This window comes from Bacillus sp. PAMC28571 (assembly GCF_014250435.1).
Lineage (GTDB): Bacteria > Bacillota > Bacilli > Bacillales > Bacillaceae > Bacillus > Bacillus safensis.
In genome coordinates this window covers 3,690,265-3,710,962 of the sequence record NZ_CP060191.1, presented here as the reverse complement: position 1 = coordinate 3,710,962, position 20,698 = coordinate 3,690,265, and the positions used below count along the sequence as shown (strand labels likewise).

The following is a 20,698-nucleotide window of genomic DNA, read 5'->3' as shown; positions in this document are numbered from 1 at the left end:
GTAAAAGGAATCAGAACAACTTGCTTTCTCCTCCGTTTACAGGTAAACTGATGAAAAATCAACGAGCAAGGATCAACGTAGATCTGGAATAGTAGCTTGAATCGATCTTTAACAGAGAGGGAACGGTGCTGAGAAGTTCCTACTGACATCTTCAAGTGAACCTGCCGATTTAGTTCTGTTTCATACAGCGGTTCATACCGTTATCATGATTGAGTGTAAAGCTGTGCTTTAAATTAGGGTGGTACCACCAGGAATGGTCCCTAACTTAAAGTACAGCTTTTTTGTTTTTTAAAAAGGAGGAACCTGCAATGTCAAAGAAACAATTTGTTGAGAAAATTACAAGCATGGAAGACGACTTTGCCCAGTGGTATACAGATGTTGTCACAAAGGCGCGGCTCGTCGATTATTCAAGCGTAAGAGGCAGTATGATCATTCAGCCGTACGGCTTTAAAATTTGGGAGAATATTCGCGACGAACTTGACCGCCAGATTAAAGAAACGGGTCATGAGAATGTCTATATGCCCCTCTTTATCCCAGAGAGCCTGCTTCAGCAGGAAAAAGATCATATTGAAGGCTTTGCTCCTGAAGTGGCGTGGGTGACACACGGCGGTGAATCCGAATTACAAGAAAGGCTCTGCGTCAGACCGACCTCTGAAGTGCTGTTCGCTGAGCATTACAAAAACATTATTCATTCCTACCGCGATTTACCGAAGCTATATAACCAATGGGCCAATGTCGTCCGCTGGGAAAAGACAACACGTCCCTTCCTCAGAACCCTTGAATTTCTATGGCAGGAAGGGCACACGTGCCATGAGACTGAGCAAGAAGCGATTGAAGAAACAGAAAGAATGCTTCACATTTACGCTTCTCTTTGCGAAGATCTCCTTGCCATTCCTGTCATTAAAGGGAGAAAAACAGAGAAGGAAAAATTCGCCGGCGCCCGCTTCACCTATACGGTTGAAAGCTTGATGCATGATGGAAAAGCGCTGCAAACTGCCACTTCTCATTTCTTCGGGAACGGATTTGCCAAAGCATTTGGCATCGAATTCTTAAACCGTGAAGGAAAACTAGAGCATGTCCAGCAAACCTCTTGGGGTTTCACAACAAGAATCATTGGCGCTATGATCATGGTTCATGGCGATGACAGAGGGCTTGTCCTCCCGCCAAATATTGCGCCAACCCAAGTGCGTATCGTGCCAATCGCTTCTCATAAAGAAGGGGTGCTGGATCATGCCTACGAATTGAAGGATCGCCTCGCCCGTATCGCACGTGCTGACATCGACGCAAGCGATAAACAGCCAGGCTGGAAATTCAACGAGTGTGAAATGCAAGGTATTCCGCTACGTGTAGAAGTAGGACCAAAGGACATCGAAAAAGGACAGGTGATGCTTGCAAGACGAGACACTGGTGAAAAGCAAGCTGTCACGTTAGATGCCCTTGAACAAACCATCACAGCAACGCTTGAAGACATCCAGCGGACGATGTACGAAAAAGCGAAGGAACGATTACATGAAAAGACATCACACGCCCACACAATCGAAGACATCGAGCAAATTCTTGCGGAAGAAAACCGATTGATTAAAGCCATGTGGTGCGGTGATGAAGCCTGTGAAAACGACATTAAGGAAAGAACAGGTGCGACCTCACGCTGTATTCCATTCGAACAGGAAACCATTTCTGACACATGTGTCTGCTGCGGAAAGCCTGCATCTGATATGGTGTTCTGGGCGAAAGCCTATTAAGAATATGAACGATAAAGAAGCATCTCTCATGATGCTTCTTTTTTTGTTAAAAAGACCCAAACACCCATTGACCTCACCTGCATGATCCCCTATAATTCATATTAATATAATCGGTTTTTAAGACTTTAACTGGAGTGGTGATACATGAAACGCTGGCCCTCATTCTTTGCCGAACGCTGTCCTAAATGTAAATCAGCATTAGAAGTCTCAAAGTCCAATGCCCTGCAAGGCAAAGTCGTGAAAACATGTCCCAACCTTCATTATCAAAAAGAGTACCACCCAGCACTAGAAACGTATATTGAGCACGATGACGTCCAATAAAAAAGACCAACATGTTTGCTTTGTTGGTCTTTTCTTTATAAAATATCCAGCCAAATTTTGACCGCTGTCGCCGTAATCATCACAGCAAGTGCCCATTGCAAGTAGACGGCGTTGATTTTCTGACCGACCTTCGCACCAATCGGAGCTGCCATCAAACTTGCCGCCATCAGCACAACAGCAGGAAGAAGCATGACCTGACCCGTCAATACCTTTCCAGTCGATGCGCCTATCGCAGAAAGAAACGTAATTGCAAGTGACGACGCAATCGTCATCCGTACAGGAATTTTTAAAATAGACAGCATCACAGGCACTAAAATAAATGCTCCGCCTGCACCTAATACCCCGGAAACACTGCCAATCACAAAGGCAATAGCTGATGCCAGCCCTTTATGAAAAGTGACTTCTCCCTCTGCGTCTGCACGCTGCCCTTTTTTCGGAATCAGCATGAGAATTACCGCCACAATGGCGAGTAATCCATAGACGAGGTTCATCCCTTTCTCCGGCATAAAATGTGATACATAACTGCCTAATAAGCTGCCCGCCAATATACTGCTTCCCATATATAAAATCAGCGAGCGATGTAAAAATCCGCTTTTCCGATAAGCAAGTACACCACCCAGCGTCGAAAAAAGTACTTGAATGGCGCCAATCCCTGATACCTCGTGTGCTGATAGTGCCATCACACCGAGAAGAGGCGGGATATAAAGCAGCATGGGATAGTTGATCACAGATCCACCGATCCCCACCATTCCTGATAAGAAGGAACCAATACATCCGATGATAAAAAGAGTAATCAAAAATGCAAAATCCACGCTGGTCTCCTCCTTTGCAAAAGGAAAAGGGGATCTTCAGCAGATACCCCTACATCCTTTAGGACCCTTTTCTCATCCAGAACTTCAGCACGTGACCTTCTTCTGTCTGCGTGATCAATTCATGTCCGCTTGACTTCGCCCATGCGGCCAAGTCAGCTTTAGCCCCTTTATCTGTTGCATGTATTTCTAAAACTTGACCTTCCGCCAAGTCGTTCATTTTTTTCTTCGTTCGAATAATCGGCATTGGGCATGCGAGCCCTGTTACGTCTAAAATTTGATCTGATGTCATTTGATTGTTCCTCTTCTCTTATTTTATTGGACATTACCGAATCGCACAACGGTTTGGACCCATTTCCATTTCACGCTGCGCTTCCACATCTGGGTTCAGCTTCCCCATATTGGCTTGACGAATCTCTTGAAAGGCATGCGGCTGTGCAGGCAGACCTTCCGTCACCATCTTTCTAAACACATGTTGATCTTCAATATGGAGCCCATGATTTTCTTTTAAAAGTGAGCCGAGCTCCTTCCAAACACTGCCGTCTTCATTCATTTCTTCGATGGTCATGAAGTGCGCAGGCAGAACGATGTATTCCTTTGAAAACACCATATACCGTTCATAAAGCGTCTCTCTCAAATCATCTACCCAGTCCTCCGCCATTCCAGCAAGATCAGGTCTTCCAATTGAATCAATAAACAAAATATCACCTGAAAGAAGATATTGATTGTCTACGATAAAAGATGTTGAGCCGATCGTATGTCCCGGGGAATAAATGGGTTGAATATCAATAGAAGCTGCTCCAATCGTTATCCGCTGTCCTTCTTCAAGACGTTCATATTCAAAGGTTACCTCTTCTGCATCTTTTGGCGGCAGCCAGTAGGTGGCACCCGTTTGTTCAGCCAACTTTTTCCCACCAGAAATATGATCTGCATGAAGGTGAGTATCCAACACATGCGTCACAGAGACATCATGCTTTTTCGCAAAATCGATATAGATCTCCGTCATTCGAGCTGCATCTACAACCGCGGCTTCTCCATTGGACACGATCATATAGGACAGACACCCTTTGCCCATTCGTACAAATTGATACAGCTCTCCTCCGCCGCTTAAATCACCTATTTTCACTGGCTCTAGATGCTCACTCCATGCCTTCATGCCGCCCTGCAAATAATGAACAGGCACGCCAGCCTCTGAAAGCATCTCCGCCACCAGGATAGAGGAACCTTCCTTAGCACAAACCACCAATACTTCACGGTCACTAGGAATGTGCTGTAAAAGGTCCTCTACTCCGTCAAGCAGATCAAAATAAGGCACATTCAAATCAACGATTGCTTCCCCTTCAATCTTCCAGTCCTGCACATCTGCTTGATTTCGCACATCTAGCAAAAAGAGCGGCTCTTTGCCCACGATCTTTTTTGTTAACTGCTCTGCAGTCATGGCTTTTACCGTCATGTTTTATTCAGCTCCTATTTTTCAATGGCTCCTGTCCAGCTATTCATGCCTGGCACCACATTGATTAATTGTTGAAATCCTTTCTCTTTTAGCTTTTGCGCAGCTAATTCACTTCTTCTGCCTGAATGACAGATGAGATAAATGTCCGATTCTCTTGTTAACTCCTCTGCACGATCTTCCACCTCACCAAGCGGGATATGAACAGCTCCTGGGATATGCCCCGCTTCGTATTCATCCAGCTCTCGTACATCCAAAATAAACAGAGATTGATCTTCTTTTACCTTCTGTTGAAAGGCATTCAAAGATATTTCCGAAATCATAGGCTCTTCCTCTTGCGCTCCGCCTTTACGAATCAAATGATGAAGCACCTGTCCTTCTACTTTTGTTCCTAAAAACTCATGGCCGGCACTTTTTGACCAAGCCGCTAAATCCGCTGCTGATCCTTTATCGGTAGCTTGCACTTCAAGTACATCTCCTGGCAAAAGCTCATTCATTTGTTTTTTTGTTTTCACAATCGGCATCGGGCATGCCAATCCTTTTGCATCTAAAATGACTGTTGGTTGCTGCATGTGATATCCTCCTTTATATAGGGGTGGGGGTATATTTTTATGCGTGCTTAATGCCAAGCATTCATACCACCCTTGATGTTTGTAATATGAGTAAATCCTTGCTTCTTCAATATTTTCGCTGCCTGCATACTTCTCATTCCGCTTTGGCATATCACGTAGATCTCTTCATTTTTCTCAAGCTGAGAAGCTCGTTCTTTTAACTGAGGTAAAGGAATGTTTCGAAACCCTTTAATATGGTTTGTTTGAAATTCTACTGGAGATCGTACGTCAATGAGCTGTTGACCTTGGTTTTTCAGTTTTTTCTTCATATCAGCTGCATCCATTTGGTTCACACCTCGAACCGGCAGGAAACGGCTCACAAGTAAGCCAATCACCAGGATGAACAAAATCGTTTGAATCATCTCATCACCTCACTAAATAAATAAATTCACATTCCCAATTTCAGCCTCTGCTAAATAAGCGGCGACACCAGCATATTGAATATCATCTAATAATTCTTTCTCCTGCAGCCCTAAAAGGTCCATCGTCATTGTACATGCTACGAGGTTGATCTCCTGTTCCTTCGCCATATCAATGAGCTGCGGCAAGGTCATGGCATTGTGCTTTTTGATCACGTGCTTAATCATTTTTGGGCCCATTCCAGCAAAATTCATCTTTGAAATGCCCATTCGATCAGCCCCACGCGGCATCATCTTACCAAACATTTTTTCTAAAAAACCCTTTTTCATTGGCACCAACTCATCCTTGCGCAAGGCATTCAGCCCCCAAAAGGTATGAAAAATCGTCACCTCATGATCATAGGCTGCTGCACCATTGGCAATAATGTAAGCCGCCATCGCTTTATCATAATCTCCACTAAATAGCACAATCGTCGTGCGTTTTTTCTGTTCTGCCATCTTGCTCCTCCTTCACAATTACCCATGGGGGTATACAAAAAAATAAAAAATATATACACATACCGGTAAGGGTATATTATAACAAGTAAAAAAATCCGTCAACCTTCAAAGGCTGAAGAATTTCTTACCGGCTTTTCACCAATAGCTCAACCGCTTCTTTCACAAGCCCCTCCGTATCCTTGCCTTGTTCAAGGCTTTCACGGACACATTGTTCAAGATTTGTACTCACAATCACACCCATTGCACGATCAATGGCATTGCGTGATGCAGACAGCTGCGTCACCACCTCGCGGCAATCCTTTCCCTGCTCCATCATCGCAAGAACCCCTTTAATCTGCCCCTCAATCCGGCGAAGACGGTTCTTCATCTGTTGATTATATTCCATTCACAAGTGCCCCTTTCTATTGTTTCTATGAACAGATAGTATACCCTAAGAGGTATTTAGTCAAACGACTTGCTCTTCTCTTTTGTAGAGAACGTATGTGAAAAGAATTGCACATTCCACCATTTATTGATAAAAAGAAAATAATCAACGAACGAGAAATCATTGAAGAAAAGAGGACAGCCCATGACTTTACATCATTATATTGGATCAAACAAAGAACTGCCGCTTGGTACCATTGGTCAAAATCCTACCTATAAACCGTTCTCTGAACTCAATATCAACATGTTTGATAAAAAACAAAAAAAGCCAAAAACCTATCAAAAAGAAGAACTTTTGATAGAAGTATTTGAAACAGAAGAGGATTTCGAAGGCATTCACATTGATTATCTAGATCCCGTCTATGAAGCGGTAAGAAACAAATTCACGCATCCTTTTGTTTATGAATTAGACATCATTCATTCTCTTCGTGCACTTTTTAAATTCATTGAAAAAGAGCTGTCAAAAGGAGAAACCATCGAAATCTATTCTTGTGTAGATGGACTCGAAACGAAAGAAAAGGATGATCAATTGGACGTAGAAATTGACCTAAGCAAAAAACGGTTTGGAAAACATATCGATTTTAAAGAGATCGATGAACTGATTGATATGTTTGAATTAGAAAACTTACAATATGTGTTGGTGAAGAAATAGACCTCCTGCGGTAAAAGTATAGAGAAAAGGGGACATTATCATGAACTTGACATGTGAATCTAAAAATTTTGATGATTATTTATGTGAACTAGCTGAAGTTGATTATTCTCATCCTCTTATTCGAGCAAAATCAAATGAACTTTTCAATCCATTGCAGACAGAAATAGAAAAAGCAAAAGCAGCCTATGAGTTTGTTAGAGATGAAATTCCCCATACATGGGATATCCAATCAAAACGAGTGACTTGTCATGCATCAGAGGTATTAACTTATAAAGAGGGAATTTGCTACGCAAAATCGAACCTATTAGCTGCTCTATTGCGCTCACAAGGAATACCCACAGGTTTCTGTTACCAGCGATTAATGTTGTTCGATACGCCAGATAAAGGATATTGTATTCACGCATTAAATGCAGTATTTCTGCAATCACTTAATAAATGGATTCGATTAGACTCTCGCGGCAACAAAACAGGAATTGATGCTCAATTCTCACTGGATCATGAAAGATTAGCTTTTCATACCCAACAAGAATTAGATGAAGTCGACTATCCTTTGATATATGTAAGACCCCATCCAAAAACAATGAGTATTTTAAAAGAACATACAGATGCTATTGAGATGTATCAACACCATTTACCAGAAAAGATATAGGCTTGGGGCCTAGAACCTTCGACAAAGCCAAACGTGAAAATAAACCGTTAGCATCGGTTATGCCTCTTGTCACTGATGGCTTGGGATCTATTTTATATTAAATGCACTCAATAACTTCATCCAAACGATAACTAGCCTTCAATCAAACGTTTTAACTTAAGCTCCGTTTCAGTATCCTCAACTGGAGTATAGACGCTGCATCTTAGATCAGTATCCCCATACACTTGTAATGATGTTAGATTAAACAACATTTTACCTGCCTTAGCATGACGAAATTCAATTAATACTTCAGGTGCATAGCTGATCTCATTTTCATTCCAAATTTTACGAAACTCGGGATATGCCTGCTCCATTTCTTCTATAAATTGCTCATACCAGTCATCTGCCACATATTGGCCATAATACGTTCTAAATATGGCAATATATCCTCTAACAAAATGCTCCCAATTCACCGCTAAACTTTTAAATTCCTTTCTTGCGAATAGTAAGCGTATGATATTCCTTTCTGCCGGATTGATTTGTTCAAAGTCCAAAAATACGTTAGCTGCTGCTTGATTCCACCCAACAATCTGACTTCTTCTGTCAGATACAATCGTCGGGCAATAACGAAGTTCCTGCAAAATTTTCACTAAAGCCGGACTGATTTCCTTCTCATTCTCAATGATAAAGGATTGTTTCACTCCTTCCTCTAACGCTAAAGCGTACAAATATCTCCTTTCGTCGTTATTTAATTGTAATGCACGAGAAATCGCATCTAATACCGAAGTCGATACTTTTATATCTCTCCCTTGCTCTAACCATGTATACCAGGTAAGACTCACACCGGCTAGTTGAGCCACTTCTTCTCTTCTCAGTCCTGGTGTTCTTCTGCGGGTTCCTACAGGTAAACCAACCATTTGGGGCGTAATTTTCGAACGTTGGTTTTTTAGAAATTCTGATAACGCTTGAAGTCTTGTTTCAGGTTTCATGAAGATCTCCCTTTAAAATATTATTAATTATACTAGGATAAACAACAACTTGTAATAGGATAACACAATGGCTAAAGTTAATAAAAACAAGGAGGGAATGATCATGAAAAGAGTTGTCATTACTGGAATGGGAATTATTTCTCCACTTGGAAATGATGTAAATAGCTTTTGGAATCAACTAATCAAAGGACAATCGGGAATATCTCTCATTGATTCTTTTGATACAACTGATTATAAAACAAAAATAGCTGGAATCGTTCGTGATTTCGATGCAGATGAAATATTGGGAAGAAAAGAAGCAAAACGATTAGACCGTTTTAGTCAGTTTGCCTTAGCAGCAGCCGAACAAGCATTAGAAAATTCGCAATTACAGTTAGATCAAGTTGATCTTGAACGTTTAGGCGTATATGTTGGTTCAGGAATCGGGGGAATCCAATCGCTTGTTGATCATGTCAATGTATTAGATAAACGAGGTCCCTCAAGAGTAAGCCCCAGCCTTGTACCCATGATGATTTCAAATGCAGCAGCGGCCCAAATCAGCATAAAATTAGGAGCACAAGGACCATCATTGTCACCAGTCACAGCTTGTTCTATTGGGAACACCGCTATTGGCGAAGCTTTCAATGCGATCCGAAATGATGATGCAGATATTATATTTGCCGGAGGAGCAGAAGCTGCCGTCTCACAGATATCCTTGGCTAGTTTTGGAAACGCACATGCACTATCTACTAGAAACCAAGACCCAAGTCGAGCGAGCCGTCCATTCGACACAGATAGAGATGGATTTGTTATGAGTGAAGGCGCAGGTATCTTAGTATTAGAATCATTAGAAAACGCGATTCTTAGAGATGCGCCGATACTATGTGAAGTAGTGGGATACGGAGCTAGTTCAGACGCTCATCATATGGTAGCATCCCACCCAGAAGGTAAGGGTGCCTACTTAGCCATGAAAAAAGCATTGAAAAGTGCAAATATATCAACTGATGACATCGATGTTATTAGTGCTCATGCAACAAGTACACAAGTAGGTGATCGTTCAGAAGTTCTAGCTATTAAGAAATTATTTGGTGATCGTTCAAGTGAAATTCCAACAACGGCGAACAAGTCAATGACTGGGCACATGTTTGGTGCTGCCGGCGGAGTAGAAGCAATTGCTTTAGTGGAAAGTTTGAGACGAGGTATGATTCCGCCCACTATTAATGTAGAGAATCAAGATCCAGATTGCAGCTTAGATGTTGTATTAGAAGCAAGAAAGCTTCCATTGAAATATGGGCTATCCAATTCTTTTGGTTTTGGAGGACATAATTCAGCCATCTTGTTAAAGCATTACGATTGATGTAGCTATCAAGGGTTTATAGCCCTTGATTTTTTTCATTTTGGGAACACCTCACAGACAAATGATGACGAGCCTCAGCAATCTGATATATTAAATGGAGAAAAGAGAATACTAAAAACATTTAGAAAGCAGGTGACCCATGTCAAACAACGAAACACCCAACCCACTCATCAATGAAAAATCACCATACCTCCTTCAGCACGCCCACAACCCAGTTCACTGGTACCCGTGGGGGCAAGAAGCTTTCGATAAAGCCAAACGTGAAAATAAACCTGTGCTTGTCAGCATCGGTTATGCCACTTGTCACTGGTGCCACGTCATGGCACACGAAAGCTTCGAAGATCAACAAGTCGCTGACATCTTAAATGAGCATTTCATTTCCATCAAAGTCGATCGTGAGGAGCGTCCAGACATCGACTCGATGTATATGTCTGTTTGTCAGATGATGACGGGGCAAGGCGGCTGGCCGCTCAACGTGTTTGTCACGCCGGATCAAAAGCCTTTTTATGCGGGGACATATTTCCCAAAGAGAAATGCATACGGGCGTCCTGGCTTCATCGAGGCACTGACACAACTGCTGGATGCGTACCATAACGACCGAGATCATATTGAATCATTGGCAGAGAAAGCGACAAATAATCTGCGGATTAAAGCAGCAGGGCAGACAGAAAACACGCTGTCTCAAGAGGCAGTTCACAAAGCCTATTATCAGCTCATGAGCAGCTTTGATACGCTGTATGGCGGATTCGGCTCCGCACCAAAATTTCCTGCACCTCATATGCTCTCATTTCTAATGCGCTATTACGAATGGACAGGGCAGGAGAATGCGCTGTATGCAGTCACGAAAACGTTAGATGGAATGGCAAATGGCGGTATATACGACCATATTGGGTCGGGCTTTTCTCGTTATTCGACGGATGAAAAATGGCTTGTGCCGCATTTTGAAAAAATGCTGTATGATAATGCCTTGCTGATGGAAGCTTACACAGAAGCGTATCAGCTCGCCTCAAAACCTGTGTATGAAAAACTCGTCCAACGCCTGATCCAATTTATTAAACAAGATATGATGAATTCTAGTGGCTCCTTTTATTCAGCGATAGATGCAGATTCCGAAGGGAAAGAAGGGCAATATTACGTCTGGTCAAAAGATGAGATCATCACCCATTTAGGGGAGGAGCTTGGCGCTTTATTTTGCGAAGTCTATCACATCACAGAAGAGGGGAACTTTGAAGGGGAAAACATCCCTCATACCATTTCCACCTCTTTTGAGGACATCAAGGCCTCTTTTTCGATCGACGATAAAACCCTTCAGTCTAAGCTGCAAGAAGCCCGGCATATTTTACAATCAGTCAGACAGCAGCGACCCGCGCCGCTTGTCGATGACAAGGTGCTTACATCTTGGAATGCGCTGATGATCGCAGCTCTCGCCAAAGCAGGAAAGGTCTTTGATGCAGAGGAAGCGATCCATATGGCGAAGCAGGCGATGTCTTTTCTAGAAACACATCTTGTTCAACATGAGCGGCTGATGGTCCGCTACAGAGAAGGTGACGTGAAGCATCTCGGCTTTATCGAGGATTATGCGCATATGCTAAAAGCGTATATGTCTTTATACGAAGCGACTTTTGAATTAGATTGGCTGGAAAAAGCCAAAGCCATTGCCGAGAACATGTTTGAGCTGTTTTGGGACAAGGGAAAAGGGGGCTTTTTCTTCTCAGGTTCAGATGCGGAAGCGCTCCTCGTTCGAGAAAAAGAAGTGTACGACGGTGCCATGCCTTCTGGTAACAGCACCGCACTCCACCAGCTTCTGAAGCTAAGCAGAATGACTGGACGTCAAGACTGGCTGAAAACATTAGAACAGATGTTCAAAGCCTTTTATGTCGATGTCTCTTCCTACCCAAGCGGACACACAGCGTTTCTGCAAGGGCTCTTGAGTCAATATGCGGCAAAAAGAGAAATCATCATTCTTGGGAAAAACGGAGATCCGGAAAAAGAACGGCTTTTACAGGCGATTCGGAAACGATTTATGCCATTTGATATCATTTTGACCGCCGAAACAGGAAATGACTTAGCCAAGCTCGCACCATTTGCAAAAGATTACAAAACAATCGACGGCAGCACCACCGTGTATATTTGCGAAAACTACAGCTGCCGCCAGCCGATCACCCAAATCGATGAAGTGATGGAACAGTTATTCCATGATTAAGTTTGTCATATGATGACTATGAGAAGACAAAATGAGGACAAACAGATAAAAAACATGTCAATCCGCTAACAAATCGTCTGTACGGTTTTATTTTTCCTCTAAAACGGTTAGAATGCGCACTAGATGTTCTCATACCGAAGGGAGAGAAAATGATGAAAAAGGTATCATATACACTCATCGCTTGTCTGTTATCTGTTGGGCTTGCAGCCTGCTCGTCAAACGATGCCAAACAAGATAAGCAAAACGATTCAGCCAAAAACAAGGAAACAACACAGGCTGATCAAAAAGAGCAGCAAAAGCAAATGGAAGAGATGCAAAAGAAATTAGACGCACAAAAAATCGATGATCAAAAGGTCGTTGCGACCGTCAACAAAGACAAAATCACAGGCAGTGAATACAATAGCGCCTTATCTACTATCCAAGGCCAGCTTCAGCAGTCCGGGCAAGACCCAACTTCTAAAGAAGGCGAGAAAGCAGTCAAGAAACAAACCATTGATGCGCTTGTAGGCCAAGAGCTCATCCTGCAAGATGCTGAGAAGAAGGGCTTCAAAGCCTCTGACAAAGAAGTAGATAAGCAGCTAAAGGAAGAAAAGAAACAGTTTAAAGACAACGCTCAATTCGAAGAAGCACTGAAAAAGAGCGGACTTACATTGGATCAGCTGAAAAGCGACATTGCCGACAGCATCAAGTACAGCCAATATGTCGACAAAGAAATCAAATCAGCCTCCGTCTCTGAGAAAGACGTCAAAGCGTACTATGACCAATACGCAGACCAAATGAAAAAACAAAAGCAAAAAGCACCAGAATACAAAGAGGTTAAATCACAAATTAAAAAACAGCTAGAATCTCAAGAAAAGCAGAAAGAAGTACAAAAAGAAATTGAAAAGCTAAAGAAATCTGCGAAAATTAATGTGTCTCTGTAACATCTAAGAAAAAATCCGCCATTGTGCGGATTTTTTTGTTACTTCACGAACCATTTTTCCAAATTTATGACAAAAGCCTCATCATAAACGTCTCTTTCATCCGATATGATGGGAGTACAAAAGAAAGCGCTAACAATTCTTTTGTCTCTGAAAAGGTACAGGATCAAAAGCCATTCTCGTACTTTTGCTTCAGTCAATCGGACATCTACAAAAGGAGGATCTTTATGTTCAAATGGTTTAAACCTGCTCCGCATATCGACAGGCTTGATGATGCCAAAACAGACGAGACCTATAAGCGGCTGCGGCTGCAAGTCTTTCTAGGCATCTTTATCGGGTATGCGGGCTACTATTTGCTGCGCAAAAATTTCGCTTTTGCCATTCCATATCTACAGGAAGAGGGGTTCACGAAAAGTGAATTAGGCTTTGTACTCGCAGCCGTATCCATTGCTTATGGCTTTAGTAAATTCATCATGGGGATGATCTCAGACCGCTGTAACCCCAGATACTTTTTAGCTGCCGGACTCTTTTTATCAGCTCTTATCAATATCCTATTTGTCTCATTTCCATGGGTCACATCCAGTGTATGGATCATGTTTTTATTCATGTTCTTAAACGGCTGGTTTCAAGGCATGGGGTGGCCGCCATGCGGGCGTACGATGGCGCACTGGTTTTCGGTTAGTGAACGTGGTACGAAAATGTCCATTTGGAACGTCGCTCACAATATCGGCGGGGGGATTCTTGCACCGCTTATCACATTAGGAATTGTACTGTTTGCAACGTGGAAAAGTATCTTTTTCTTCCCTGCCATCATTGCCATTATCGTCTCCTTCGTGATCATTCTTCTCGTACGGGATACCCCGCAATCCACTGGTCTTCCGCCAATCGAGGAATATCGAAATGACTATCCGGCACAAAACTATGAGGATCAAGAAAAAGAATTAACAGTGAAAGAGATTTTATTTAAATATGTACTCAACAATAAATTCCTATGGTATATCGCCATTGCCAACGTGTTTGTGTACTTTGTCCGTTACGGTGTCGTTGACTGGGCGCCGACCTACTTAACAGAAGCAAAAGGCTTTTCACCAGAGCATTCACGCTGGTCTTATTTTCTTTATGAATATGCAGGCATTCCCGGTACATTATTGTGCGGCTGGATCAGTGACCGCTTCTTTAGAAGCCGCCGCGCACCAGCTGGCGTCCTCTTTATGGCCGGGGTGTTAATTGCCGTTCTTGTTTACTGGTTAAACCCTGCAGGCAATCCAATGGTCGATAACATTGCCCTTATCAGCATCGGCTTTTTGATTTACGGACCTGTTATGCTCATTGGACTTCAAGCCATTGATCTCGCTCCGAAAAAAGCGGCTGGCACTGCTGCCGGACTAACAGGCTTCTTCGGATACATTGGCGGCTCTGCCTTTGCCAATGCCATGATGGGTGTCGTCGTGGATCACTATGACTGGACAGGAGGCTTCATTTTACTGGTTGGTTCTTGTGTGCTTGCGATTGTTTTCCTCGCGATGACATGGAATACAGGAAAGCGCGTAGAGCAAGCTTAATGAAAATCACATAAAAGATTCATATCCGCCCAACATGCTCTTTACATCTATTTCTTATGATGGAGGCAGTTACCGTAAAAGGAGGATAAAATATGAAGAAAAGTAGATTACTTGCTTTCGTGTTGCTCTCTTTTGCTTTACTGTCTTTTGTGTGGGTGCCGGCCACCGTATCGGCACATGAAAACCTTTTATCTCCAGATCGCATCTTAACCGTTGCACACCGCGGAGCATCAGGGTATGCACCAGAGCATACCCTGGCTTCCTACAAGCTCGCCACAAAGATGAATGCAGATTACCTCGAACTCGACCTTCAAATGACAAAGGATGGACATCTCATCGTGATGCATGATGAAACCGTTGACCGGACCACAAACGGAACAGGCTGGGTCAAAGACCTCACACTTGCTGAAATCAAACAGCTTGATGCTGGTACCTGGTTTAACGAAGCCAATCCCGACAGACAAAATGCCAACTATATCGGACAGAGAGTCCTTACATTAGATGAGGTGCTGCGCTATTTCGGCAAACGAGAGAATTATTATATTGAAACAAAAAAACCAGACCTTTATCCGCAAATGGAAGAAAAACTATTGGCCGCCTTAAAGAAACATCATCTTCTTGGGAAACACACAAGAAAAGGGCAGGTTATCATACAATCCTTTAGTCAAGACAGCCTGCTAAAGCTTCAGAAATTAGCCCCACGCCTGCCAAAAGTACAGCTATTAGACAGAAACCAAATGACATCCATCACAGACGATCAGCTCGACTTTATCAAAACGTACGCTGTAGGGGTTGGACCGAATTTTAGAGCATTAACACCTGAAAACGTCCAGCAGGTCAGAAGCCACGGACTCCTCCTTCATCCATATACGGTAAACAGCGAAGCAGACATGACACGTCTTCTGCAATACGGCGTCACCGGTCTTTTCACCAACTATCCAGATGTCTTTAACCGTGTAAAAGCTTCACTCTAAATAAAAAAAGCCTTGCGGTCCATCCCGCAAGGCCTTTGATTATTTCACCGTTTGATCAGAAGAAGCTGTTTCAATCGGCTTCCGTTTTCCAATCCCAAATACAAAAAAGCTAAGTGCCACTAAAATCAAGAACCCAATTGCTACAATAAGAGAAATACGCGTATCCTGATTAATGAGCATAAACACAAGAACCATTAATAAAAATCCGATTGTAAGATAGTTAGAAAACGGTGCTAGCGGCATCTTGAACGGGTGCTGATCAAGTGCTGCCCCTTTTGCCTTTCTGAAGCCAATATGACTAATCAAAATGACAAACCAAGGCACCATCCCAGGAAGGACGCTCGCACTATACACATAGACGAAAATATTTGGCGGAGAAACATAATTCAGGACCACTCCTATCGCTAAACCAATCAGCACAGCGAATGTCCCAAAATACGGTACACCGTTCTTCGAAATTTTCGTAAAGAAAGCAGGTGCCTGACCATTCACACCTAATGTATAAAGCATACGGCCCGCACTGAAAATACCACTATTACAGCCGGACATCGCTGCTGTAATGACAACAAAGTTAATAATACCAGCTGCTGCTGTAATCCCGATCTTCGCAAACGTCGCTACAAATGGACTGCCAAGGGTATTCAGCTGATCCCAAGGATACACCGTCACAATGACAAAGATCGCACCGATATAGAAAATCAAAATACGCCAGATGATACTTTTGATGGCATTTGTCAGCGTCTTTTGCGGATTTTGCGCCTCACCCGCTGTAATCCCAATGAGCTCGACACCTTGATAAGCAGCAATAACTAGAGACAATGCAAACAGGAATCCGCTAAACCCACCTGTAAAGAACCCGCCATGCGCCCAAAGGTTAGACAGCCCAATAGGAGTTCCGCCATTTCCAAATCCAAAGAAAATAATGCCTAAACCTGCAACAATCATCAAGATAATCGTCACAATTTTGATCATCGCAAACCAAAATTCAAATTCACCGAACGACTTAACCGAAATCAAGTTGGCCGCTCCTAAAATGATCATCGCAATTAATCCTGGAATCCACGCAGGCAGCTCTGGGAACCAATATTTCATATAAGCCCCAACCGCAATAATTTCAGACATTCCGACAATGACCCACTGGAACCAGTTACTCCAAGCCGTCATATACCCTGCAAGCGGATGAATATATTGATGCCCGAATGTAGCAAATGACCCTGTACTCGGCTCAAGATATAACATTTCTCCCATCGCACGCATAATAAAAAAGATAAAAATACCACACACTGCGTAAGCTAGAAGAACGGATGGACCTGTCCACTGAATGGCCTTCGCTGACCCCATAAATAAGCCAACACCGATTGTGCCGCCAAGAGCGATCATTTGAATATGGCGGGCACTTAACCCTCTCTTTAGTTCCTTTTGAGCCACTTTTCTTCCCCCTCATCAACAAACAACATAAAAAATAAAAATCAGAATTTTCATTCTGATTGAGAAACATCAATCTTTCGATGTATATTATCATAATAAATCTACCCTTAAAAAACAATTGTTTTTTTGAGGAAAACACTATTAACAAAATATTCTGACATAAAATCAAGTTCAAATTATTTTATATTGATATAATCAATAACCAGAAAAATCTTCAAAAAAAGACCGCTCACACGGTCTTCTAAGCTCAAACTGTTAATTTATAGGAACATCGGCAATTGCTTTCCTAAAACACTTTCCTCTGGTAAATCACAGTAGAAAGTCCCCAAGACAACAAGTAGAAGAGCATAATCAGCACAGCTGAGCCCGTATATAAAACTGGGATCGATACATTCATAATAAAATTAGTGAGCCCACTAAATTGCTCTGCTAAATAGAGAACAACAGGCGGTCCCATAGCTGATAATACGATAAAGCCAATGATCACTGCCGTTGTGATATAACCAGGCTTTAAGATATAAAATAATGGAAACGTACACGCCGCGAACAATAAAAACAACCCGCTGCCAATCGCAATATCTGACAGCGAAAACAGCTTCCCAAACACAAGTAATGTAGCACTTGTCAGCACGATCGCAATACTCATATAGAAAATGGCCCCAAGATAACGTGATGCGATAATTTCTTTACGTGTATAGGGCAAGGAGTTTAATAGAATATTCGTTTCTGCCTTTTCATCATACGCATATGTGTTAAAGGGAACGAAGACACTAGCGACTATAAACGTCAATACTGGATGGACATCCATGAAAATAAAAAATAAGATAAACGGAATAAAAATAAGTAACTGCTTCTTTTGCAAAATCACATCACGCTTAATTAAATGAAACATGCGCAGCCCCGCCTTTCAAATAAAACATGATATCCTCAAGCGACGCCGGTTCAATCACAACAGCATCCCCAAAAATAAGTTTCACCTCATCAATTCGATCTGATAATGCTTCAAAACCTGCTGATGTACGCTGAATATGGATAAACGCCTTTTCTGTGTCTCGATCCAATAACTCCAGGCTTCCTTTCACAAGCGCATAACTTTCTGCCACTTCATGAATCGACTGTTGAAAGACCAATCTTCCATTTTGTATAAACGCAATATAATCCGCAATCCGGTCTAAATCAGTCGTCACATGCGTCGAGAAAAAGATCGTCCGATTTCCATCAATCATCAATTCTTGTAACGTGCTGAGCAGCTCTCTTCTAAAAACCGGATCTAAACCAGCAGTTGGTTCATCCATGATGATCAGCTCTGCATGATGCGACAGCGCAATCGCAAGTGACGCCTTCATCTGCATCCCTTTTGAAAATGTTTTGATCGCTTTATTCAGCGGCAGACCAAACTGTTCAATATATTGATTAAAAAGCTGGTCATCCCAACGTTTATAAGCAGGAGCCACAATCCGTTTGATGTCCTTTAAATTCAACCCTGGGAAAAAAACATTGGCATCGTAAACAAATCCGATTCGTTCCTTAATCTCTTTTTCATGAGTATGATAATCCAATCCAAAAACCTTGATGTCACCTGAATCGGGCTTTAACAAATTCATGATCATTTTAATGGTAGTCGACTTACCCGCTCCATTCTCTCCAATAAACCCTGTGACAAAGCCTTTCTTGACCTGTAAATCAAGATCCTGAACGGAAAAATCCTTGAATCGTTTCGATACTCCTCTGAATTCAATCACATGCTCCACTCATCTCACTCCTCATATAAGAATTTTAATAACTGCTGCAATTCATCAAAAGATAACCCTAATTCTTTCCCGTTTGTGACAACCGCTCCAAGCTGTTCCTCGATCACCTTCAATTTCTTCTCTCTCATCACTTCTAAGTTTTGTTCCGCAACAAATGATCCCTTGCCTACAATTGAATAAATAAATCCCGCCTTCTCTAACTCTTCATACGCTCGCTTTGTTGTAATCACGCTAATTTGTAAATCCTTCGCCAGTTTTCGAATAGACGGCAGCGCTGCACCTTCCGCAAGCTCACCCGTTAAAATCATCGATTTGATTTGATTCGTAATTTGCTCATAGATAGGCTCCTTAGAATGGTTTGAAATCGTAATTTGCATATAAAAACCTCTTTTTTCAGATAGTTGGAACAAAATATTGTATATACACTATATATACATTATATACACACTGAAAGAATATTCAACCATTTTAAAAATGTTCTCCTTATTTTTTTAAAATAAAGAACCGCACAGCCCTTAAGCCATGCGGTTCTTTAACAAAATGCTTTATTTCCAATATACCCATTTTCCCATAAGCCACTCCACAGGACCTCTTCTCCATTTTTTCAAATAGAGATAGCTGATGAACAGCTGTGCTGTGTACAGTCCGACAGCAAGCAGCAGCCCAAACATTGACCCCAATTGTCCAAATAGACCAAGTCCATAAGAATAGAAAATCGTTGTACAAATAATCGACTGCGCCAAATAGTTTGAGAGAGACAAACGGCCAAGCCCTGCAAGCAGGCGTTTGAAACCTTGGGCTGCCTTCGAATAGTAGAAAACAATAAAGGCTTGAATATACCCAATCGTCAGCACATAGGCACCCAGCGTAATCACCAATTCACTCCAAGGAGCATCAATGAACGTCGCACATTTTAAAACGAGCCCGATGATAATCATCCAAACCCAGCCTTTACGATAAGCCATGCCTCGATCTTCTTCTGTCAAATGACCCTTTTTCCCGATCGCCATGCCAAGCAGTGCAAACGGACCGATTATGATAGGAGCATAGAGAAGACTTAAAATTGGTGTCAGAGTAAGTGTTACAATTGCCATAATGATGGAGACGATTACCATATCATCTTCAATTGTAATCCGGCTCAATACAATATCACCATATGTACCATTCCCATATACATTCGTTAATAAATCAGAATTTCCGTAAATAAAATTCATTAGAGATGGATAAATCACTAATGATAAGGCACCTAAAATACCCGACCATATAAACACTGTTTTGATTCGACTGTTTATAAACATCATTAGGAAAAACGTACAAGCTCCATAATAGAGAAGAATGTCACCGTTCCAAATAAAGATGTAATGCACCATCCCAAGCACAATCAAACCAAAACCACGGCGAACGACAATGGCATTCGTATTCAGCCCCTTGGCCTTCGTCGATTCAATCAGCTTGATAAAAGAATACCCAAACAAAAAGGAAAAGATCGGATAAAAAGACCCTTGGAACAAAATTTCCGTCACATATACACCGAATTCCTGTCCCCAAAAACTCGAATCAAACATTTTCTCAAAATCATAATCATATTGAAAATTAAGCATATTCACAATCAAAATACCTAATAAACTAAAACCACGTAAACTATCAATCAACTCAACCCTAGATCCCTTCAACTCGACAGCTCCTTCGGACAATATAAAGATAAAGCATATTTATCCTACCACACTTTTAAAAAAATGGTTTCCATCCCCATGTGAAAAAGTGTGTTTTAAGGTAAATTTAATAAAAAAACCTAGAATCTATATTCTAGGTATCATACTAAATACTTATGACTTTCTTCTTCCCGCAGCACACGCTTCAAATAAAACAAAATTCCCAAACCGAATAAAATCAACGCCATTTCCAAGTCTGCAGAAATCGGCAACCATTTCAGCATCATTAAAATCAGCAAAACCGCTCCAACACCTGCGAAAAAAATGACGTTTCTTTTTAATTCTTTGTTTGATTGAAACAACACTCTCTCCTCCTTGATACTTACTAAC

General features: G+C 41.9%; 23 protein-coding genes. 9 read left to right on the top strand and 14 right to left on the bottom strand.

Annotated features, from left to right (window positions below; all coding sequences use genetic code 11):
• Positions 1 to 308: 308 nt before the first annotated feature.
• Positions 309 to 1,742, top strand: a complete 1,434-nt coding sequence (gene proS / locus H7F25_RS18855) for a proline--tRNA ligase (RefSeq protein WP_151040762.1) — start codon at positions 309 to 311, stop codon at positions 1,740 to 1,742.
• 144 nt (positions 1,743 to 1,886) lie between these two features.
• Complete coding sequence (locus H7F25_RS18850; RefSeq protein WP_162860209.1) at positions 1,887 to 2,063, top strand: hypothetical protein; 177 nt, start codon at positions 1,887 to 1,889, stop codon at positions 2,061 to 2,063.
• A gap of 35 nt (positions 2,064 to 2,098) precedes the next feature.
• Here H7F25_RS18850 and H7F25_RS18845 read toward each other — a convergent pair whose 3' ends face one another.
• From H7F25_RS18845 to H7F25_RS18815, 7 genes are all read right to left on the bottom strand, one after another.
• Positions 2,099 to 2,875 carry a sulfite exporter TauE/SafE family protein gene (locus H7F25_RS18845; protein ID WP_135033020.1) on the bottom strand — a complete coding sequence of 259 codons (777 nt, stop codon included), beginning with the start codon at positions 2,873 to 2,875 and terminating at the stop codon, positions 2,099 to 2,101.
• A gap of 58 nt (positions 2,876 to 2,933) precedes the next feature.
• The gene (locus tag H7F25_RS18840) at positions 2,934 to 3,164 is read right to left on the bottom strand and encodes a sulfurtransferase TusA family protein (RefSeq protein ID WP_041106141.1); all 231 of its coding nucleotides are present in this window, start codon (positions 3,162 to 3,164) and stop codon (positions 2,934 to 2,936) included.
• 33 nt (positions 3,165 to 3,197) lie between these two features.
• Entirely contained in the window at positions 3,198 to 4,325 is a 1,128-nt protein-coding gene (locus H7F25_RS18835) for an MBL fold metallo-hydrolase (protein WP_149126053.1), read from the bottom strand.
• A gap of 14 nt (positions 4,326 to 4,339) precedes the next feature.
• The gene (locus H7F25_RS18830; protein WP_024424423.1) at positions 4,340 to 4,894 is read right to left on the bottom strand and encodes a sulfurtransferase TusA family protein; all 555 of its coding nucleotides are present in this window, start codon (positions 4,892 to 4,894) and stop codon (positions 4,340 to 4,342) included.
• 47 nt (positions 4,895 to 4,941) lie between these two features.
• Positions 4,942 to 5,295 carry a rhodanese-like domain-containing protein gene (locus H7F25_RS18825; RefSeq protein WP_025092501.1) on the bottom strand — a complete coding sequence of 118 codons (354 nt, stop codon included), beginning with the start codon at positions 5,293 to 5,295 and terminating at the stop codon, positions 4,942 to 4,944.
• 12 nt (positions 5,296 to 5,307) lie between these two features.
• Positions 5,308 to 5,790 (bottom strand): DsrE/DsrF/DrsH-like family protein, encoded by a 483-nt coding sequence (locus H7F25_RS18820; protein ID WP_149126054.1) that lies wholly within the window; start codon positions 5,788 to 5,790, stop codon positions 5,308 to 5,310.
• Positions 5,791 to 5,914: 124 nt separating this feature from the next.
• Positions 5,915 to 6,175: a metal-sensitive transcriptional regulator gene (locus H7F25_RS18815; protein ID WP_003217059.1), complete on the bottom strand. Its 261-nt coding sequence runs from the start codon at positions 6,173 to 6,175 to the stop codon at positions 5,915 to 5,917.
• A 183-nt stretch (positions 6,176 to 6,358) separates the two neighbouring features.
• Between H7F25_RS18815 and H7F25_RS18810 the strand changes: the two genes are divergently transcribed.
• The gene (locus H7F25_RS18810) at positions 6,359 to 6,865 is read left to right on the top strand and encodes a hypothetical protein (protein WP_073203579.1); all 507 of its coding nucleotides are present in this window, start codon (positions 6,359 to 6,361) and stop codon (positions 6,863 to 6,865) included.
• 40 nt (positions 6,866 to 6,905) lie between these two features.
• On the top strand, positions 6,906 to 7,514 hold the full coding sequence (locus H7F25_RS18805) for a transglutaminase-like domain-containing protein (RefSeq protein ID WP_025092498.1): 609 nt from the start codon (positions 6,906 to 6,908) through the stop codon (positions 7,512 to 7,514).
• Positions 7,515 to 7,645: 131 nt separating this feature from the next.
• Here H7F25_RS18805 and H7F25_RS18800 read toward each other — a convergent pair whose 3' ends face one another.
• Complete coding sequence (locus H7F25_RS18800; RefSeq protein WP_151863103.1) at positions 7,646 to 8,482, bottom strand: helix-turn-helix transcriptional regulator; 837 nt, start codon at positions 8,480 to 8,482, stop codon at positions 7,646 to 7,648.
• A 103-nt stretch (positions 8,483 to 8,585) separates the two neighbouring features.
• Between H7F25_RS18800 and fabF the strand changes: the two genes are divergently transcribed.
• The 5 genes from fabF (at position 8,586) to H7F25_RS18775 (ending at position 15,477) form a co-directional block, all read left to right on the top strand.
• A complete protein-coding gene (gene fabF, locus H7F25_RS18795) occupies positions 8,586 to 9,818 on the top strand; it encodes a beta-ketoacyl-ACP synthase II (RefSeq protein WP_073203570.1) in 1,233 nt (410 codons plus the stop codon).
• A 139-nt stretch (positions 9,819 to 9,957) separates the two neighbouring features.
• Entirely contained in the window at positions 9,958 to 12,021 is a 2,064-nt protein-coding gene (locus H7F25_RS19480) for a thioredoxin domain-containing protein (RefSeq protein ID WP_185854050.1), read from the top strand.
• Between the two features lie 152 nt (positions 12,022 to 12,173).
• Complete coding sequence (locus tag H7F25_RS18785; protein ID WP_024424429.1) at positions 12,174 to 12,944, top strand: SurA N-terminal domain-containing protein; 771 nt, start codon at positions 12,174 to 12,176, stop codon at positions 12,942 to 12,944.
• 224 nt (positions 12,945 to 13,168) lie between these two features.
• On the top strand, positions 13,169 to 14,503 hold the full coding sequence (glpT, locus tag H7F25_RS18780) for a glycerol-3-phosphate transporter (RefSeq protein WP_048238228.1): 1,335 nt from the start codon (positions 13,169 to 13,171) through the stop codon (positions 14,501 to 14,503).
• A 92-nt stretch (positions 14,504 to 14,595) separates the two neighbouring features.
• Complete coding sequence (locus H7F25_RS18775; protein WP_185854049.1) at positions 14,596 to 15,477, top strand: glycerophosphodiester phosphodiesterase; 882 nt, start codon at positions 14,596 to 14,598, stop codon at positions 15,475 to 15,477.
• Between the two features lie 39 nt (positions 15,478 to 15,516).
• Here the strand turns inward: H7F25_RS18775 and H7F25_RS18770 are convergent, their stop codons facing one another.
• From H7F25_RS18770 to H7F25_RS18745, 6 genes are all read right to left on the bottom strand, one after another.
• Positions 15,517 to 16,905 (bottom strand): amino acid permease, encoded by a 1,389-nt coding sequence (locus tag H7F25_RS18770; protein WP_034621697.1) that lies wholly within the window; start codon positions 16,903 to 16,905, stop codon positions 15,517 to 15,519.
• Between the two features lie 286 nt (positions 16,906 to 17,191).
• Positions 17,192 to 17,797: an ABC-2 transporter permease gene (locus H7F25_RS18765; protein WP_185854048.1), complete on the bottom strand. Its 606-nt coding sequence runs from the start codon at positions 17,795 to 17,797 to the stop codon at positions 17,192 to 17,194.
• On the bottom strand, positions 17,781 to 18,656 hold the full coding sequence (locus H7F25_RS18760) for an ABC transporter ATP-binding protein (protein ID WP_133744686.1): 876 nt from the start codon (positions 18,654 to 18,656) through the stop codon (positions 17,781 to 17,783). Before H7F25_RS18760 ends, H7F25_RS18765 begins: the two co-directional genes overlap by 17 nt.
• Before the next feature lie 5 nt (positions 18,657 to 18,661).
• Complete coding sequence (locus tag H7F25_RS18755) at positions 18,662 to 19,033, bottom strand: GntR family transcriptional regulator (protein ID WP_003217079.1); 372 nt, start codon at positions 19,031 to 19,033, stop codon at positions 18,662 to 18,664.
• Positions 19,034 to 19,201: 168 nt separating this feature from the next.
• Positions 19,202 to 20,329 carry a DUF418 domain-containing protein gene (locus H7F25_RS18750; protein ID WP_185854047.1) on the bottom strand — a complete coding sequence of 376 codons (1,128 nt, stop codon included), beginning with the start codon at positions 20,327 to 20,329 and terminating at the stop codon, positions 19,202 to 19,204.
• A gap of 140 nt (positions 20,330 to 20,469) precedes the next feature.
• The gene (locus H7F25_RS18745; protein WP_024427480.1) at positions 20,470 to 20,670 is read right to left on the bottom strand and encodes a hypothetical protein; all 201 of its coding nucleotides are present in this window, start codon (positions 20,668 to 20,670) and stop codon (positions 20,470 to 20,472) included.
• Positions 20,671 to 20,698: the final 28 nt, after the last annotated feature.

Coding starts and splice junctions, on each gene's coding strand:
- H7F25_RS18820 (WP_149126054.1), bottom strand. CDS start 5,790: ATGGCAGAACAGAAAAAACGCACGACGATTGTGCTATTTAGTGGAGAT.
- H7F25_RS18815 (WP_003217059.1), bottom strand. CDS start 6,175: ATGGAATATAATCAACAGATGAAGAACCGTCTTCGCCGGATTGAGGGG.
- H7F25_RS18800 (WP_151863103.1), bottom strand. CDS start 8,482: ATGAAACCTGAAACAAGACTTCAAGCGTTATCAGAATTTCTAAAAAAC.
- H7F25_RS18835 (WP_149126053.1), bottom strand. CDS start 4,325: ATGACGGTAAAAGCCATGACTGCAGAGCAGTTAACAAAAAAGATCGTG.
- H7F25_RS18825 (WP_025092501.1), bottom strand. CDS start 5,295: ATGATTCAAACGATTTTGTTCATCCTGGTGATTGGCTTACTTGTGAGC.
- H7F25_RS18850 (WP_162860209.1), top strand. CDS start 1,887: ATGAAACGCTGGCCCTCATTCTTTGCCGAACGCTGTCCTAAATGTAAA.
- glpT (WP_048238228.1), top strand. CDS start 13,169: ATGTTCAAATGGTTTAAACCTGCTCCGCATATCGACAGGCTTGATGAT.
- H7F25_RS18830 (WP_024424423.1), bottom strand. CDS start 4,894: ATGCAGCAACCAACAGTCATTTTAGATGCAAAAGGATTGGCATGCCCG.
- H7F25_RS18765 (WP_185854048.1), bottom strand. CDS start 17,797: ATGTTTCATTTAATTAAGCGTGATGTGATTTTGCAAAAGAAGCAGTTA.
- H7F25_RS18785 (WP_024424429.1), top strand. CDS start 12,174: ATGAAAAAGGTATCATATACACTCATCGCTTGTCTGTTATCTGTTGGG.
- H7F25_RS18805 (WP_025092498.1), top strand. CDS start 6,906: ATGAACTTGACATGTGAATCTAAAAATTTTGATGATTATTTATGTGAA.
- H7F25_RS18840 (WP_041106141.1), bottom strand. CDS start 3,164: ATGACATCAGATCAAATTTTAGACGTAACAGGGCTCGCATGCCCAATG.
- H7F25_RS19480 (WP_185854050.1), top strand. CDS start 9,958: ATGTCAAACAACGAAACACCCAACCCACTCATCAATGAAAAATCACCA.
- H7F25_RS18755 (WP_003217079.1), bottom strand. CDS start 19,033: ATGCAAATTACGATTTCAAACCATTCTAAGGAGCCTATCTATGAGCAA.
- proS (WP_151040762.1), top strand. CDS start 309: ATGTCAAAGAAACAATTTGTTGAGAAAATTACAAGCATGGAAGACGAC.
- H7F25_RS18810 (WP_073203579.1), top strand. CDS start 6,359: ATGACTTTACATCATTATATTGGATCAAACAAAGAACTGCCGCTTGGT.
- H7F25_RS18775 (WP_185854049.1), top strand. CDS start 14,596: ATGAAGAAAAGTAGATTACTTGCTTTCGTGTTGCTCTCTTTTGCTTTA.
- fabF (WP_073203570.1), top strand. CDS start 8,586: ATGAAAAGAGTTGTCATTACTGGAATGGGAATTATTTCTCCACTTGGA.